Raw genomic sequence first — 13,186 nt, forward strand, 5'->3', positions numbered from 1 at the left:
GTCCGGTCACCATGGCCGATCGCACTGACAGCGCAGACATCACCGACACCGCAGACATCACCGACAGCACGGATGTCGCGGGCAGTCCCGCGGGGACCGGCATCGAGCCGCCCGCGCCCGGCGCCCCCGCGCCGCAGGTCTGGCCCACGCTGCGGTCCGAGGACGCACGCGGACTGATCCGCTTCCTGACCGAGGCGTTCGGCTTCGAAGCGGTCGTGGTCTACGGCGAGGGCGAGGTGGTGGAGCACGCCGAGCTCGCCTGGCCGCTGGGCGGCGGTGTGATGCTCGGCTCGGTCCGCGAGGGCGCGCCCTGCCAGGGGGCGCCGGGCTCGTTCAGCGCCTACGTGGTGACCGACGACCCGGACGTCCTGCACGCACGGGCCGTCGCCGCGGGTGCGGACATCGTCGGCCCGCTGCACGTCACCGACTACGGCTCGCGCGACTTCGCGGCCAACGACCCGGACGGCAACCGCTGGTCCTTCGGCACCTACCGGGGCGCGCCGCGCCACTCGCAGGAGTGAATCGTGGCCGAGCGGAAATACCGCGCCGTCCGGGAGAGCTGTGGACCGTGGAACCCGATGGAGGTGGGAGTGCGATGAGCGCACAGCGGATCGGAAGCGGTGTCGCCGAGCCAGGCGGCGAGCCGGCCGAGTACCGGATCGAGCACGACTCGATGGGCGAGGTCAAGGTCCCGGCGCGGGCCAAGTGGCAGGCGCAGACCCAGCGCGCGGTGGAGAACTTCCCGGTCTCCGGCCGGCGTCTGGGCCGGGCCCACATCGCCGCGCTGGCCCGGATCAAGGCCGCGGCCGCCAAGGTCAACGCCGAGCTGGGGATCGTGGCGCAGCCGGTGGCCGAGGCGATCGCGCAGGCCGCCGCCGAGGTGGCCGAGGGCCGGTGGGACGATCAGTTCCCGATTGATGTCTTCCAGACCGGCTCCGGCACCTCCTCCAACATGAACACCAACGAGGTGCTGGCCACCCTGGCCGGCGAGCGCCTGGGCAGCCCGGTGCACCCGAACGACCAGGTGAACGCGAGCCAGTCCTCCAACGACGTGTTCCCGTCCTCGATCCACATCGCCGCCACCGCCGCCGTCAGCGAGGACCTGCTGCCGGCCCTGGGCCACCTGGCCGGCGCACTGGAGGCCAAGGCCACGGAGTTCGAGACGGTGGTCAAGGCCGGGCGCACCCATCTGATGGACGCCACCCCGGTCACCCTGGGCCAGGAGTTCGGCGGTTACGCGGCCCAGGTCCGCTACGGCCAGGAGCGGCTGCGCGCCACCCTGCCCCGGGTCGCCGAGCTGCCGCTGGGCGGCACCGCCGTGGGCACCGGCATCAACACCCCGCCCGGCTTCGCCGCCGCCGTGATCGCCGAGCTGGCCCGGACGACCGGCCTGCCGCTGACCGAGGCCCGCAACCACTTCGAGGCCCAGGGCGCCCGGGACGGTCTGGTGGAGCTCAGCGGCCAGCTGCGCACCATCGCGGTCGGGCTGACCAAGATCGTCAACGATCTGCGCTGGATGTCGTCGGGGCCGCGCACCGGCCTGGCCGAGATCAACCTGCCCGACCTCCAGCCGGGTTCCTCGATCATGCCGGGCAAGGTCAACCCGGTGATCCCCGAGGTGGTGGCGATGGTCGCCGCCCAGGTGGTCGGCAACGACGCCACGGTGGCGATGGCCGGCGCGAGCGGCAACTTCGAGCTCAATGTGATGCTGCCGGTGATCGCCCGCAACCTGCTGGAGTCGATCGCGCTGCTGGCCAACGCCGCCCGGCTGCTGGCCGACCGCACCGTGGCCGGCATCACCGCCAACGTCGAGCGGGCCCGCGAGTACGCCGAGTCCTCGCCCTCGGTGGTCACCCCGCTCAACCGCTACATCGGCTACGAGGAGGCCGCCAAGGTGGCCAAGCAGTCGCTCGCCGAGTCCAAGACGATCCGTCAGGTGGTGCTGGAGCGGGGGTATGTGGAGCGTGGCCTGCTCACCGAGGAGCAGCTCGACCAGGCCTTGGACGTGCTGCGGATGACCCGCCCCTAGGGCCTGGGCCCGGCGGCCCGCCGGGCCGTGCCGCGCGCTGCCGCGCCGCGTCCAAGGTCCGTGCCTGGCGGGCGTGGTGCGGGTACGGTCGGACCCAGACCGGCCGGGCCGGCCCGGTCGGCACAGCGAGGAGGCGCAGCGATGACCGAGCCAGCGGCGACCGGGACGGCGGCAAAGGGGGCCTCGGTGCGCTGTGCGCCCGCGCTGCCGAGCTGGGTGAGCCTGACGGCCACCGACCTGGACGCCGCGCAGGCCTTCTACGGCGAGCTGCTCGGCTGGTCGTTCCGCAGCAGGCCGGACCGCTGGGGCCCGTACGTGACCGCCATGGTGGACGGCGTCGCGGTGGCCGGCCTCGGCACCCTGGGCGCCCTGCAACTGCCCGTCGCCTGGAGCACCTTCTTCGGGACCGAGGACGCCGACGTGGTCGCCGAGCGGATCAGGGCCCGGGGCGGCACGGTCGCGGTGGGCCCGCTCGGCTTCGACGCGGGGCGGATGGCGATCGCGGCCGACCCGGCGGGCGCACCGTTCGGCATCTGGGAGGGCGGCCCGGACGCGGGGCGGGTGCTGAGCATGATCCCCGGTGCGCCGGTCTGGATCGAGCTGCGCACCACCGACGCCTTCGCCTCCGCGCTCTTCTACGGCGAGGTCTTCACCTGGGACGGCCGCGACCCCGAGCAGCTCGCGGTCCGTTGGGAGAACGACCGGGTGGTGCTGCGCACGGCCGGGCGCAGCGTGGCCGCCCTCGCGGTGGCCACCGACCCGGAGGCCAGGCCGAGTTGGAACGTCTACTTCGCGGTCGACGACGCGGACGAGCGGGTGCTGGTGGCCGAGCGGATCGGCGCGGACGTGCTGGGCGAGGTGCTGGACACCCCGTACGGCCGGGTGGGGCACCTGCGCGACCCGCAGGGCGGCCGGTTCTCGCTGATCAGCCCGCCACCGGCCCGCTAGCGCCCCGCCGGCGATCCGCCGGCGATCCGCCGGGGCGCACGCGCCCCGGCCGCCGCGTCACTGCCGTTCGACGAGGGCGCCGCACTCCGCGCAGACCAGCGTCAGCAGGCAGGCACTCTCGCCACCGGCCGGTTCGGGCACGGCGCTGGCGGACCGCGCGGGCACCTGGTCGGACTGCTCGGGCCCCGAGGATGTCGGCCGGTCCACCATGCCCCCATCGTAGGCGCGCGCCGTGGGCCGCCCGTCGCGTCCGTCCGGGTGAACCGGCCCGGCGTGTCGTTTGCTTGCGACCAGTTCGGGTACCGCTCGGCTCAATGTCCCGAAGATCATCGAGCGGAGGACCAGCATGGAACGCGAGCCCACCAACCCGGCCGACCCCAGTGCCCGGGCGGAGCAGCTGACACAGCGGGCGGTCATCGAGGAAGTGGAGGCCACCGACCCGTACGACCGCGGCGATGTCGAGTGGTACGCGGTCCTCGGCGAGGACTGACCACCACCCGGCGCCCTCGGCCGTCGGCTACACCTCGGCGGCGATCCACACCGTGGTCGTGTTGCAGAACTCCCGGATCCCGTGCCCGGAGAGCTCGCGTCCGTAGCCGGAGCGCCGCACACCGCCGAACGGCAGCGCCGGGTGCGAGGCGGTCATGCCGTTGAAGAAGACCCCGCCCGCCTGGATGTCGCGCACGAAGCGCTCCTGCTCGGCGGGGTCGGTGGTCCAGACGTTGGAGCTGAGCCCGAAGGGCGTGTCGTTGGCCAGCCGCACGGCGTCCGCGAGGTCCTCGGCCCGGTAGAGCGTGGCGACCGGGCCGAACGCCTCCTCGTGGTGGATCCGCATCTGCTCGGTGATGCCGCTGAGCACGGTCGGCGGGTAGTACCAGCCCTCGCCCAGCTCGGCCGGAACCTTCGCCTGGGCCTCCACCCGCGCCCCCTGCGCCAGGGCGTCCTCGACCAGCTCGGCCAGCTCGTCGCGGCCCTGCCGGGTGGCCAGTGGACCGACCTCGGTGGCCTCCGCCATCGGGTCGCCGACCCGCAGCGCCGCCATCCGCGCGCTGAAGGCGGCCGTGAACTCCTCGTAGACGGCGGTGTGCACGATGAACCGCTTGGCCGCGATACAGGACTGCCCGTTGTTCTGCACCCGCGCGGTGACCGCCTTGGCGGCCGCGGCCGCGACGTCCGCCGAGGGCAGCACCACGAACGGGTCGCTGCCGCCGAGTTCCAGCACGGTCTTCTTCACCTCGTCGCCCGCCACCGAGGCCACCGAGCGCCCGGCGCCCTCGCTGCCGGTCAGCGTGGCCGCGGCCACCCGGGGGTCGCGCAGCACGCCTTCGACCGCGCGCGAGTCGATCAGCAGCGTCTGGAAGCAGCCCTCGGGGAAACCGGCGCCGCGGAACAGGTCCTCCAGGTAGAGCGCGGTCTGCGGGACGTTGGAGGCGTGCTTGAGCAGGCCGACGTTGCCCGCCATCAGCGCGGGGGCGGCGAACCGGATCACCTGCCAGAGTGGGAAGTTCCAGGGCATCACGGCCAGCACCACCCCGAGCGGGCGGTAGCGCACCCAGGCGCGGGCGGCGCCGGCGTCCGTCACGTCCTCGGGCGCCGGGTGCTCGTCGGCCAGCAGCCCGGGTGCCCGGTCGGCGTACCAGCGCATCGCCTTCGCGCACTTGGCGGCCTCGGCGCGGGCGGCGGCCAGCGGCTTGCCCATCTCGGTGGTCATCAGCTCGGCGATGGTCTCCTGATCCGCGTCGAGCAGCTCGGCGGCGCGGTGCATCAGCCGCGCCCGGTGCGCGAAGTCGGTCAACCGGTACTCGGCGAAGGTCTCTTCGGCCCGTGCCAGGCGCTGCTCGATGGCGGCGGCCGGGTAGGGCTCGAAGGTCCGCAGGGTCTGTCCGCTGGCCGGGTTCACGGTCGCGATCGCCATCGGTGGCCTCCTTGGCTGGGATCTCAGGCTGGATCTGCGGACGCGCCGGCGCACGGGCACGGCCGCCCGCCGATGCGTTGACGCGGGCACGTCTACCCACGTGCGGACGAGCCTAGTCACGCAGGGTGGTGCGGGGGAGGGAGGCGCGGCATGGGGGATGCTGGAGGCATGCCCGAGGGTGACACCATCTTCCGTACCGCCGCCCAGTTGCACCAGGCGTTGGCCGGGCAGCGGCTGACCACCGCCGAGCTGCGGGTCCCCGCGCACGCCACCGCCGAGTTGGCGGGGCTTCAGGTGCTGGAGGTGGCGCCGCGCGGCAAGCACCTGCTGGCCCGGCTGGAGGGCGGCCTCACCCTCCACACCCATCTGCGGATGGACGGCCGCTGGCAGGTCTACCGGGCGGGGGAGCGGTGGACGGGCGGGCCCGGCCACCAGATCCGGGTCGTCCTCGGCACCGCCGCGCACACCGCCGTCGGCTACCGGCTGCCGGTGGTGCACCTGCTGCGGACGGCCGACGAGGCGCAGGCGGTCGGCCACCTCGGCCCCGATCTGCTGGGCCCCGACTGGGCGGCCGGCGGGGCCGAGGAGGCGCTGCGGCGGCTGTCGGCCGCGCCCGGGCGGCCCACCGGTGAGGCGCTGCTCGACCAGCGCAACCTGGCCGGGATCGGCAATGTCTACGCCAATGAGCTGTGTTTCCTGGCCCACGTCACGCCGTGGACCCCGTTCGGCGAGCTGCCCGCGCCCGAGCGGCTGGTCGCGCTGGCCCACCGGCTGCTCTGGGCCAACCGGCTGCGCCCGGGGCACCCGACGACCGGCGAGACGCGGCCCGACCGCAGCCACTGGGTCTACCGCCGGGCGGGCCGGCCCTGCCGCCGCTGCGGCACGCCGCTGCGCGGCGCGACGCAGGGGACGGCCCCGAACGAGCGGGTGGCGTTCTGGTGCCCCGGCTGCCAGCGGGGGCCGGGGCCGCCGGGGTGAGCCGGTCCCGCCACCGGTCCCGCTACCGGCCCCGCCGCGCCGGGGCCGACGGGTGTGCGGCTCAGGTGGCCGAGCCGGCGGCCGCGCCGGTGGCCAGCTCGGTGCCCCAGCGGTCGATGGCGGCCTGCAGGTCGAGCGCCCGCATGCCGTTCTCGTCGCCGGTCGGCCAGTCCGCGCGCGGCACCCGCCACATCACCTCGAACTCGTTGCCATCGGGGTCCTTGGCGTAGAAGGACTTGGAGACCAGGTGGTCGGTGGCGCCGACCAGGGCGCCGCGCTCGCGCAGCAGCTGCCCGACCTCGGCCAGCTCGCCGAGCGTGCCGACCTCCCAGGCCAGGTGGTAGAGCCCGACCCGGCCCGGCTGCGGGCCGGGCGCCTCGGCGCCGATGGCGAACAGACCGAGGTCGTGGTCGTTCAGGGTCTCCCGGGCGCTGAGGAAGGCGGCGCGTCCGGGGATCTCGACGTCCACCTTGAAGCCGAGCACCTCGGTGTAGAAGGCGACGGAGCGGGCCACGTCGCGGATGTAGAGCACCGCGTGGTTGAGACGGCGGACGGGCATGGTGGTTCCTGCCTTTCGAGGGGTGGGGCTGTCGGGTCGGCGGAGGGTGGGGCTCAACTGCCCTGCGGCTGGAGGAGGATGCCGTGGCCGAGGGTCAGCGGGGTGCCCTGCGCCTTGGTGCGCAGGTACCGCAGGTTGCTGGGGGAGGTGTGGACGCCGGTCGGCACCCGGCGGGCGATGGTGATCCCGAGGGCGGCGAGCTGGGCGGCCTTGGCGGGGTTGTTGCTCAACAGTTCGATCCTCGGCGCCCGCAGGGTGTGCAGCATCTGGGCGGCGGCGGTGTAGTCGCGGGCGTCCTCCGGCAGGCCGAGGGCGGCGTTGGCGGCGTAGGTGTCGAGTCCGCCGTTCTGCTGCAGGGCGTAGGCGTCGAGCTTGTTGTAGAGCCCGATGCCGCGGCCCTCCTGGCGCAGATAGAGCAGGTAGCCGCCGTGTTCGGCGATCCGCTCGACCGACTCGCGCAGCTGCGGGCCGCAGTCGCAGCGTGCCGAGCCGAAGACGTCACCGGTCAGGCACTCGGAGTGCAGCCGGACCAGCGGAGTGCCGCCGACGCCCGGGGTACCGAGAGCGAGCGCGAGGTGCTCCTGGCCGTCGGCCAGCTCGTGGAAGGTCGCCACCTCGGCGTCGACCTGGAAACCGTCGCCGAAGTGCAGCGGCACCCGCACCCTGGTTCGCACCCGGGCGGGCGGCAGCTGCGGCGGGATGGGCGGGATGGCGCTGGTCATGGGGTCTCCGGTTGTTCCGCGGGAATCCCGGGAGAGTTGTTCAAATTTGAAGCGAGGTCGACAGTACACCGTTCTTCAAATTTGAACAACAGCGCTAGGCTGATCCCCATGGCAGAGACCCGGTGGCTGGACGAGCAGGAGATGGCGGCGTGGCGAGGCTTCCTCGCGGCGAGCAACCTGGTGGCGCGCCGGCTGGAACAGCAGCTGAAGGACGAGGCCGGGCTGTCGCACACCCAGTACGAGATCCTGGTCCACCTCTCCGCGATGCCCGAGGGGGCGCTGCGGATGACCGAGCTGGCCGAGCGGCTGATCACCTCCAAGAGCGGGCTGACCTACCAGGTCGCCCAGCTGGAGAAGGCGGGGCTGGTCGGGCGGCGGTCCTGTGCGAGTGACGTGCGCGGGGTGGTCGCCTATCTGACGGAGACGGGCCAGGAGGCGCTGCGGGCGGCGGCGCCCGGGCACGTGGCCGCGGTGCGGGCGGCGCTGATCGACGTGCTGGACCGGGAGCAGCTGGTGGCGGTCGCCGAGGCGCTGGGCGAGGTCGCGCGCCGCCTGCGGGAGTGAGCAGGCCCTGGAACCGCGGGAGCGGTCGGCGCTGGGGCTGCGGGAGTGACCTCCGGCCCGGGCGCGGCTTCCAGCCCAGCCATCCGGACCAGGACCACGCCGGCTCCACCATCGCCGCCCACGAGGGCGTGGGCACCGGCGGCGCGCGGCCGCTGGTCACCCGGACCGGCGGACTGGACGTCGCCAGTTACCAGGGCAACGTCGACTGGTCCACGGCCGCCGGCAACGGCGCCGGCGTCGCGTACGTCAAGGCCACCGAGGGCACCGGCTACACCCATCCGTACTTCGCGCAGCAGTACAACGACTTCTGGCAGTACGCGGACTCCGGTACCTTCCCCGGCGACCAGGACACCTTCAACGGCGCCTACAGCCGTCTGCAAGCGCTGGCCACCGGCTGACAGCCGCTGCGCCCCTCGGACCACCCGGCCCGGGCCGCCACTCGAACGGGTGAGTCCGGGGGCGCGGCAGTTGCCCGGCCGCGCCCCACGGAGTTTGACGCTGCGTCAGATCGGTGGAACGGGCTGAGGAGCGGTCGAGTGTCGGACCAACTGCGCACGGAGGCACTGCCGCCGGTGGAGGACGCGGCCTTCGACCTCGCGGACCCGGCCTTCTGGCGGCTGCCCGCCGAGCAGCGGGCCGCCGCCTTCCGCCACCTGCGCTCGCTCGACGCGCCGCGCTACTTCGTCGAGCGCCCGAGCGGCCTGCTGCGCCGCGAGCGCGGCTTCCACGCGCTGGTGCGGCACGCCGACGTGGTCGCGGCCAGCCGTCGGCCGGAGGCGTTCCGCAGCGCGCCCGGCGTCACCACGCCGGAGCCGGCCCGGTGGGTGCGCCTGCTCTTCGGCGACTCGATGGTCAACCTGGACGACCCGCAGCACGCACAGATGCGCCGGATCGTCGCGCGCGCCTTCACGCCGCGCCTGCTCGGCCGGGTCGAGGAGGAGATCGGCGCGATCGCCACCCGGATCGTCGACGAGGTGATCGCCGAGCGGCCCACGGACTTCGTCCCGGCCGTCGCCGCCCAGCTCCCGTTCCAGGTCATCTGCCGCATGATGGGGATCCCGCCGGAGCGCTGGCCACTGATCCTGCGTCAGATCGACCAGGCCACCGAGCACACCGGGGTGCGCCGGCCGCTGCGGGCCCGGATCCGGATCCCGGGGCAGGGGCTGCGGGCGCTGGCCCGGTTGCAGCGGGTGGTGGCCGAGGTGGGCCGGGAGCGGCGTCGGCGCCCCACCGAGGACCTGATCTCCGCCCTGGTCGGCGCCGACCTGGACGGCCGTGGCCTGACGGGCCGTGAACTGGGCGCGTTCTTCTCGCTGTTGCTGGTCGCCGGCGTGGAGACCACCCGCAACGCGCTCGCCCACGGACTGCACCTGCTCAGCACCCACCCCGAGCAGCGGGCCCTGCTGCTGGCCGACCCGGAGCGGCACCTGGACGGCGCGGTGGACGAGATCCTGCGGCACGCCACGCCGATCATCCAGTTCCGCCGGACCGTGGCGAGCGATCAGCTGCTGAACGGCACCAGGCTGGCCCGGGGCGAGAAGGTGGTGCTCTTCTATGGTTCGGCCGGGCGCGACGAGGCGGTCTTCACCGACCCCGACGCCTTCGACATCACCCGCGACCCCAACCCGCATCTCGCCTTCGGGGGCGGCGGGCCGCACTACTGCCTCGGCGCGCATCTGGCCCGGCAGGAGATGAAGGCGCTGTACCGGGAGCTGTTCACCCGGCTGCCGGACGTGCGCTCGGTCGGGGAGCCGGTGCTGATCCCCTCCAACTTCGACCACCGGGTGCGCTCGCTGCGCTTCACCTTCGGCTGAGCCGGGCGCCCACGCAACGGGCCGGGCTCAGCTCCAGGTGACCGCGGGCAGCGGCCAGGCGGGCGGGGCGGGCAGTGGGGCGCCGTCGACGCCGAGCGCTGCGGCGTCAGGGGTGGCGCGGCCGCTGAGCCAGGCGAGAACGGCGTGGCCCGGGCCGGTCACGGTGGGGCCGGCCGGGGTCAGGGTCCAGGAGCGGGGCAGGTCCGGGGCCTCGATCCGGGCGAGCGGGAAGGAGCACGCGGTGAGGGCGGTGGCGGTGTCGTCCAGCGCCCAGGTGACGTAGGCGGCGGGCCAGTCGGCGGGCCGGTAGCCGAGGTCCAGGTCGACGTGGTGGGTTTCGAGCTCCCGCCAGCAGCGGTTGAGGGTGTACCAGGCCGGGTGCCGCCAGCCGGCCAGCGCGCTGACCAGCACCTGCCAGCGGTCGGTCGGCATTGCGGCGGCGTCGGCGGTCAGCCGCGCGAGCTGCTCGCGCAGCTCCGTGGCCAGCTCGACGGCCGGGCGCCCGGCACCCGCCTCGGTGGCGTGGGCGAGTTCGGCGCTGCCGGGCCGCGGGCCGGGCTCGACTCCGGTGCGGGCCAGCGCCAGCAGCCAGCGGTAGGCGTCGATGCTGCGGGCCAGGTGGCTGATCACGTGGCCCCGGCTCCAGCCCGGCAGAGCGGACGATGAGCGCACCTGATCGTCGGTCAGGGCGGCCAGGCTGGTGGCGAGTCGGGCGCCGGAGCGGTCGAGTTCCTCGATGATCCTGATCATTCTTGTACCGTAGTACAGGCTTTCCGGCGGCGTCGATGCCATCTTCTCCGGCACTATCGATGCACTTGTGACGATTATAGTTTTTGCAAAGAACGAGCCGATTTCTGCCGCGGGGGAGTGGCGGGAGTGGAGGCGGTCCGGCTCTCGTCCAGATCCATGAAGACCACCGGTACCCGGTTGTCCTGCAGGACGCGGGTGAGCAGTTCGGCGAGCAGGCCCCGATCGTCCTCGCCGAGGCCGGTCGGCAGCTGGTCGACCCGGCGGCAGGTCTCGGCGTAGAACTCCTCGGCGAGCCTGCTGCCCGCCGGGGTGAGCACGACCCAGACGGCGCGACCGTCGCGCGGGTCGGGCACCCGCTCGACCAGGCCGCGTTGGGCGGTGCGGTCCACCAGGCCGGTGAGGCTCGACTTCGCCAGCCCGAGCACCGAGCCCAGCTCGCTCATGCCGTACGGCTGCGCCATCAGCACGCAGAGCAACTGCCCCTGCTGCGGTGTCAGCCCATGGACCCGGCTCGACTCGGCGTACGCCGCGTTCACCAGGAAGGAGGAACGCACCAGTGCGGTGACGACTCCCAGTCGCTCATTCACGTGCTCGCTCGCGGCCATTCCCACGCGGCCAGCGTACGGCAGGCGGCGCGGTCGCTGCAGCGGTTTCGGTGGTTCGGGGCCGGTCGATCCTGGATGATCGCTGGGACCTGGCTGATAGTTCGCTGAACGAATCAGTTTGCCCTGTGGTCCGGGCCTGATCCGTGACCGGGCTCCGGTCCCGATCCGCGACCGGACTCCGGGCCTGATCCGTGACCGGGCTCCGGCGCAGGTTCCGGCAGCCGGATCGGGCGCCACCGGGCCCAGCCGGCGAAAGCCGCGGCCAGCACCAGCATGCCGATGCCCACCCAGAGATTGACGTTCCACCCGCCCGCCGGCTCCCGGTCCGCGGCGGAGGTGAACGCGGCGCCCAGGATGGTCAGGACCGTGCCGTAGCAGGTGAAGAGCATCGCGAGGATCCAGCGCAGGTCGAGCAGGCCGGCCTTGCCGGTGCCACCGCTGCTGGGGGCCTTCGGAGGGAGGCCGTCGGGCGAGGTCATCGTGTGCTGCCCCTTGGTGGAAGCTCGGTGGAAGCGCGGGTGTCACCAGAAGATGATGTTGAGCGCGGTGGCGAGGAGCAGTGCGCCGACCCCGAGGACGGCCGGGTTGCGGTACCAGCCCGCGTCCTCCCGCGCGGTCCGGTCCTTGAGCCCGTCGCGCGGCGTCAACGCCCAGACCAGTCCGACCAGTTCACTGTCCGGTCTGGGTGCGGTGACCAGCGAGACGGCCACGCTCACCAGGAGGTCCATGACGAAGGCGGCGCTCGCCGCCACGAAGCTCGGCCCCTGACCGGACATGTGCAGCACATGGTGCCGGTTCAGCTGGTCGATCGTCAGCGCCGAGGCGGTGCCCACGATCAGGCCGACCCCGCCGGCCATCGGAGTGGTCCGCTTCCAGAACATGCCGAGCACGAAGGTGGCGAAGAGCGGGGCGTTGAAGAAGGAGAAGAGCGTCTGGAGGTAGTCCATGATGTTGTTGTAGCCACGGGCGATGAAGGCCGTGCCGATCGCGATGGCGCAGCCCAGCACGGTCACGGTGCGCCCCACCCGCAGGTAGTACGCGTCCGGCCGGTCCTTCACTACGTACGCCTGCCAGAGGTCGTACGTGAAGACCGTGTTGAACGAGCTGACGTTCGCCGCCATGCCGGCCATGAACGCGGCCAGCAGCCCGGTGATCGCCACGCCCAGCATCCCGGACGGCAGCAGGTCGCGGATCAGCAGCTCGATCGCGTTGTTGTAGGTGACCCCGTTGTCCAGCGTGCCGCCGCTCGCCTTGTACCGCGCCAGCTCGGGGGAGAGCACCGCCGCCAGCATGCCGGGGATCACGATCACCAGGGCGATCAGCGCCTTCGGGTAGGCGCCGATCAGCGGGGTGCGACGGGCGGCGGACATGTCGCGCGCGGCCAGCGCTCGCTGCACCTCGGCGAAGTTGGTGGTCCAGTAGCCGAAGGAGAGCACGAAGCCGAGACCGAAGACGATGCCGATCACGGAGAGCGTGGCGTTGGAGATCCCGGTCAGGTTGCTGCCCGGCCAGGCGTGCAACTGGGCGGCGGAGTCGCTGTTCGCCGCCTTGATCCGGTCGGTCAGCCCGTGCCAGCCGCCGGCCTTGTGCAGCCCGACCAGGGTGAGCGGCACCAGCATGGCCACGATCACGAAGAACTGCATCACCTCGTTGTAGACCGCGGCGGACAGCCCGCCCAGCGTGGTGTAGGCCAGCACGATCACCGCGGCGATGATGATCGACACCCAGATCGGCCAGCCCAGCAGCAGGTTGACCACGGTGGCCAGCGCGTAGAGGTTGACCCCGGCGATCAGCACCTGCGCGATCGCGAAGCTGAGCCCGTTCACCAGGTGGGCGAAGGGCCCGAACCGGCGCAGCAGGAACTCGGGCACGCTGCGCACCCGCGAGCCGTAGTAGAACGGCATCATCACCAGGCCGAGCGCCACCATGGCCGGCACCGCGCCGATCCAGTAGTAGTGCACGGTGGGGATGCCGAACTGCGCGCCGTTGGCGGTCATTCCGAAGATCTCGACTGCGCCCAGGTTGGCGGAGATGAACGCCAGCCCCGTCACCCAGGCGGGCAGCGAACGCCCGGAGAGGAAGAAGTCGAGGCTGGAGGAGACCGACCGGCGAGCCAGCGCGCCGATGCCGAGCACCACGACGAAGTAGGCGGCGAGCAGCGCGTAGTCGATCGGCTTGGCGTTCAGCCGCAGCACGGCGGTGGCGAGGGCGGTCATGAGGTGCGGCTGATTCTGCTCGTGATCGGCAGCAGCGTGCTCAGGGTCATCGGGATCCTCCCCCTCGGCGCCGGACATGGCCGTCC

Annotated in this window: 16 protein-coding genes; 8 read left to right on the top strand and 8 right to left on the bottom strand. The window is 72.9% G+C overall.

What is annotated here, in order from left to right; all coding sequences use genetic code 11:
* Positions 1–11 precede the first annotated feature (11 nt).
* From ACFZB9_RS11130 to ACFZB9_RS11140, 3 genes are all read left to right on the top strand, one after another.
* Entirely contained in the window at positions 12–521 is a 510-nt protein-coding gene (locus tag ACFZB9_RS11130) for a VOC family protein (RefSeq protein ID WP_391445827.1), read from the top strand.
* A 74-nt stretch (positions 522–595) separates the two neighbouring features.
* A complete protein-coding gene (locus ACFZB9_RS11135) occupies positions 596–2,029 on the top strand; it encodes a class II fumarate hydratase (protein WP_391445829.1) in 1,434 nt (477 codons plus the stop codon).
* A 141-nt stretch (positions 2,030–2,170) separates the two neighbouring features.
* The gene (locus ACFZB9_RS11140; protein WP_391445831.1) at positions 2,171–2,977 is read left to right on the top strand and encodes a VOC family protein; all 807 of its coding nucleotides are present in this window, start codon (positions 2,171–2,173) and stop codon (positions 2,975–2,977) included.
* Between the two features lie 57 nt (positions 2,978–3,034).
* Here the strand turns inward: ACFZB9_RS11140 and ACFZB9_RS11145 are convergent, their stop codons facing one another.
* Positions 3,035–3,187 (bottom strand): hypothetical protein, encoded by a 153-nt coding sequence (locus ACFZB9_RS11145; RefSeq protein WP_391445832.1) that lies wholly within the window; start codon positions 3,185–3,187, stop codon positions 3,035–3,037.
* Positions 3,188–3,323: 136 nt separating this feature from the next.
* Here ACFZB9_RS11145 and ACFZB9_RS11150 point away from each other — a divergent pair, with 136 nt between their 5' ends.
* Entirely contained in the window at positions 3,324–3,467 is a 144-nt protein-coding gene (locus ACFZB9_RS11150) for a hypothetical protein (protein ID WP_391445834.1), read from the top strand.
* A gap of 27 nt (positions 3,468–3,494) precedes the next feature.
* Here ACFZB9_RS11150 and ACFZB9_RS11155 read toward each other — a convergent pair whose 3' ends face one another.
* Complete coding sequence (locus ACFZB9_RS11155; RefSeq protein WP_391445835.1) at positions 3,495–4,892, bottom strand: NADP-dependent succinic semialdehyde dehydrogenase; 1,398 nt, start codon at positions 4,890–4,892, stop codon at positions 3,495–3,497.
* A 168-nt stretch (positions 4,893–5,060) separates the two neighbouring features.
* On the opposite strand from ACFZB9_RS11155, the gene ACFZB9_RS11160 reads away from it, so the two are divergent.
* Positions 5,061–5,870: a DNA-formamidopyrimidine glycosylase family protein gene (locus ACFZB9_RS11160; protein WP_391445836.1), complete on the top strand. Its 810-nt coding sequence runs from the start codon at positions 5,061–5,063 to the stop codon at positions 5,868–5,870.
* A gap of 61 nt (positions 5,871–5,931) precedes the next feature.
* Here the strand turns inward: ACFZB9_RS11160 and ACFZB9_RS11165 are convergent, their stop codons facing one another.
* Together ACFZB9_RS11165 and ribA are read right to left on the bottom strand one after the other, a co-directional pair.
* Positions 5,932–6,429: a VOC family protein gene (locus ACFZB9_RS11165; RefSeq protein ID WP_391445838.1), complete on the bottom strand. Its 498-nt coding sequence runs from the start codon at positions 6,427–6,429 to the stop codon at positions 5,932–5,934.
* A 53-nt stretch (positions 6,430–6,482) separates the two neighbouring features.
* Complete coding sequence (ribA, locus tag ACFZB9_RS11170; protein ID WP_391445840.1) at positions 6,483–7,151, bottom strand: GTP cyclohydrolase II; 669 nt, start codon at positions 7,149–7,151, stop codon at positions 6,483–6,485.
* 108 nt (positions 7,152–7,259) lie between these two features.
* Here ribA and ACFZB9_RS11175 point away from each other — a divergent pair, with 108 nt between their 5' ends.
* The 3 genes from ACFZB9_RS11175 to ACFZB9_RS11185 all read left to right on the top strand — a co-directional run bounded on the left by ACFZB9_RS11175 (position 7,260) and on the right by ACFZB9_RS11185 (position 9,529).
* Positions 7,260–7,715: a MarR family winged helix-turn-helix transcriptional regulator gene (locus ACFZB9_RS11175; RefSeq protein WP_391445841.1), complete on the top strand. Its 456-nt coding sequence runs from the start codon at positions 7,260–7,262 to the stop codon at positions 7,713–7,715.
* The gene (locus ACFZB9_RS11180; RefSeq protein WP_391445843.1) at positions 7,712–8,113 is read left to right on the top strand and encodes a GH25 family lysozyme; all 402 of its coding nucleotides are present in this window, start codon (positions 7,712–7,714) and stop codon (positions 8,111–8,113) included. Before ACFZB9_RS11175 ends, ACFZB9_RS11180 begins: the two co-directional genes overlap by 4 nt.
* A 138-nt stretch (positions 8,114–8,251) precedes the next feature.
* The gene (locus ACFZB9_RS11185) at positions 8,252–9,529 is read left to right on the top strand and encodes a cytochrome P450 (RefSeq protein ID WP_391445845.1); all 1,278 of its coding nucleotides are present in this window, start codon (positions 8,252–8,254) and stop codon (positions 9,527–9,529) included.
* 27 nt (positions 9,530–9,556) lie between these two features.
* On the opposite strand, the gene ACFZB9_RS11190 is transcribed toward ACFZB9_RS11185, so the two are convergent.
* From ACFZB9_RS11190 to ACFZB9_RS11205, 4 genes are all read right to left on the bottom strand, one after another.
* Positions 9,557–10,279 (bottom strand): maleylpyruvate isomerase family mycothiol-dependent enzyme, encoded by a 723-nt coding sequence (locus ACFZB9_RS11190; protein ID WP_391445846.1) that lies wholly within the window; start codon positions 10,277–10,279, stop codon positions 9,557–9,559.
* A 74-nt stretch (positions 10,280–10,353) separates the two neighbouring features.
* Positions 10,354–10,884 carry a MarR family winged helix-turn-helix transcriptional regulator gene (locus tag ACFZB9_RS11195; protein ID WP_391445934.1) on the bottom strand — a complete coding sequence of 177 codons (531 nt, stop codon included), beginning with the start codon at positions 10,882–10,884 and terminating at the stop codon, positions 10,354–10,356.
* A 113-nt stretch (positions 10,885–10,997) separates the two neighbouring features.
* Positions 10,998–11,363: a hypothetical protein gene (locus ACFZB9_RS11200; protein ID WP_391445848.1), complete on the bottom strand. Its 366-nt coding sequence runs from the start codon at positions 11,361–11,363 to the stop codon at positions 10,998–11,000.
* A 42-nt stretch (positions 11,364–11,405) separates the two neighbouring features.
* The gene (locus ACFZB9_RS11205) at positions 11,406–13,100 is read right to left on the bottom strand and encodes a sodium:solute symporter family protein (RefSeq protein WP_391445849.1); all 1,695 of its coding nucleotides are present in this window, start codon (positions 13,098–13,100) and stop codon (positions 11,406–11,408) included.
* Between the last annotated feature and the right edge of the window lie 86 nt (positions 13,101–13,186).

It is taken from the genome of Kitasatospora sp. NPDC008050, from assembly GCF_042957465.1.
Classification (GTDB): domain Bacteria; phylum Actinomycetota; class Actinomycetes; order Streptomycetales; family Streptomycetaceae; genus Kitasatospora.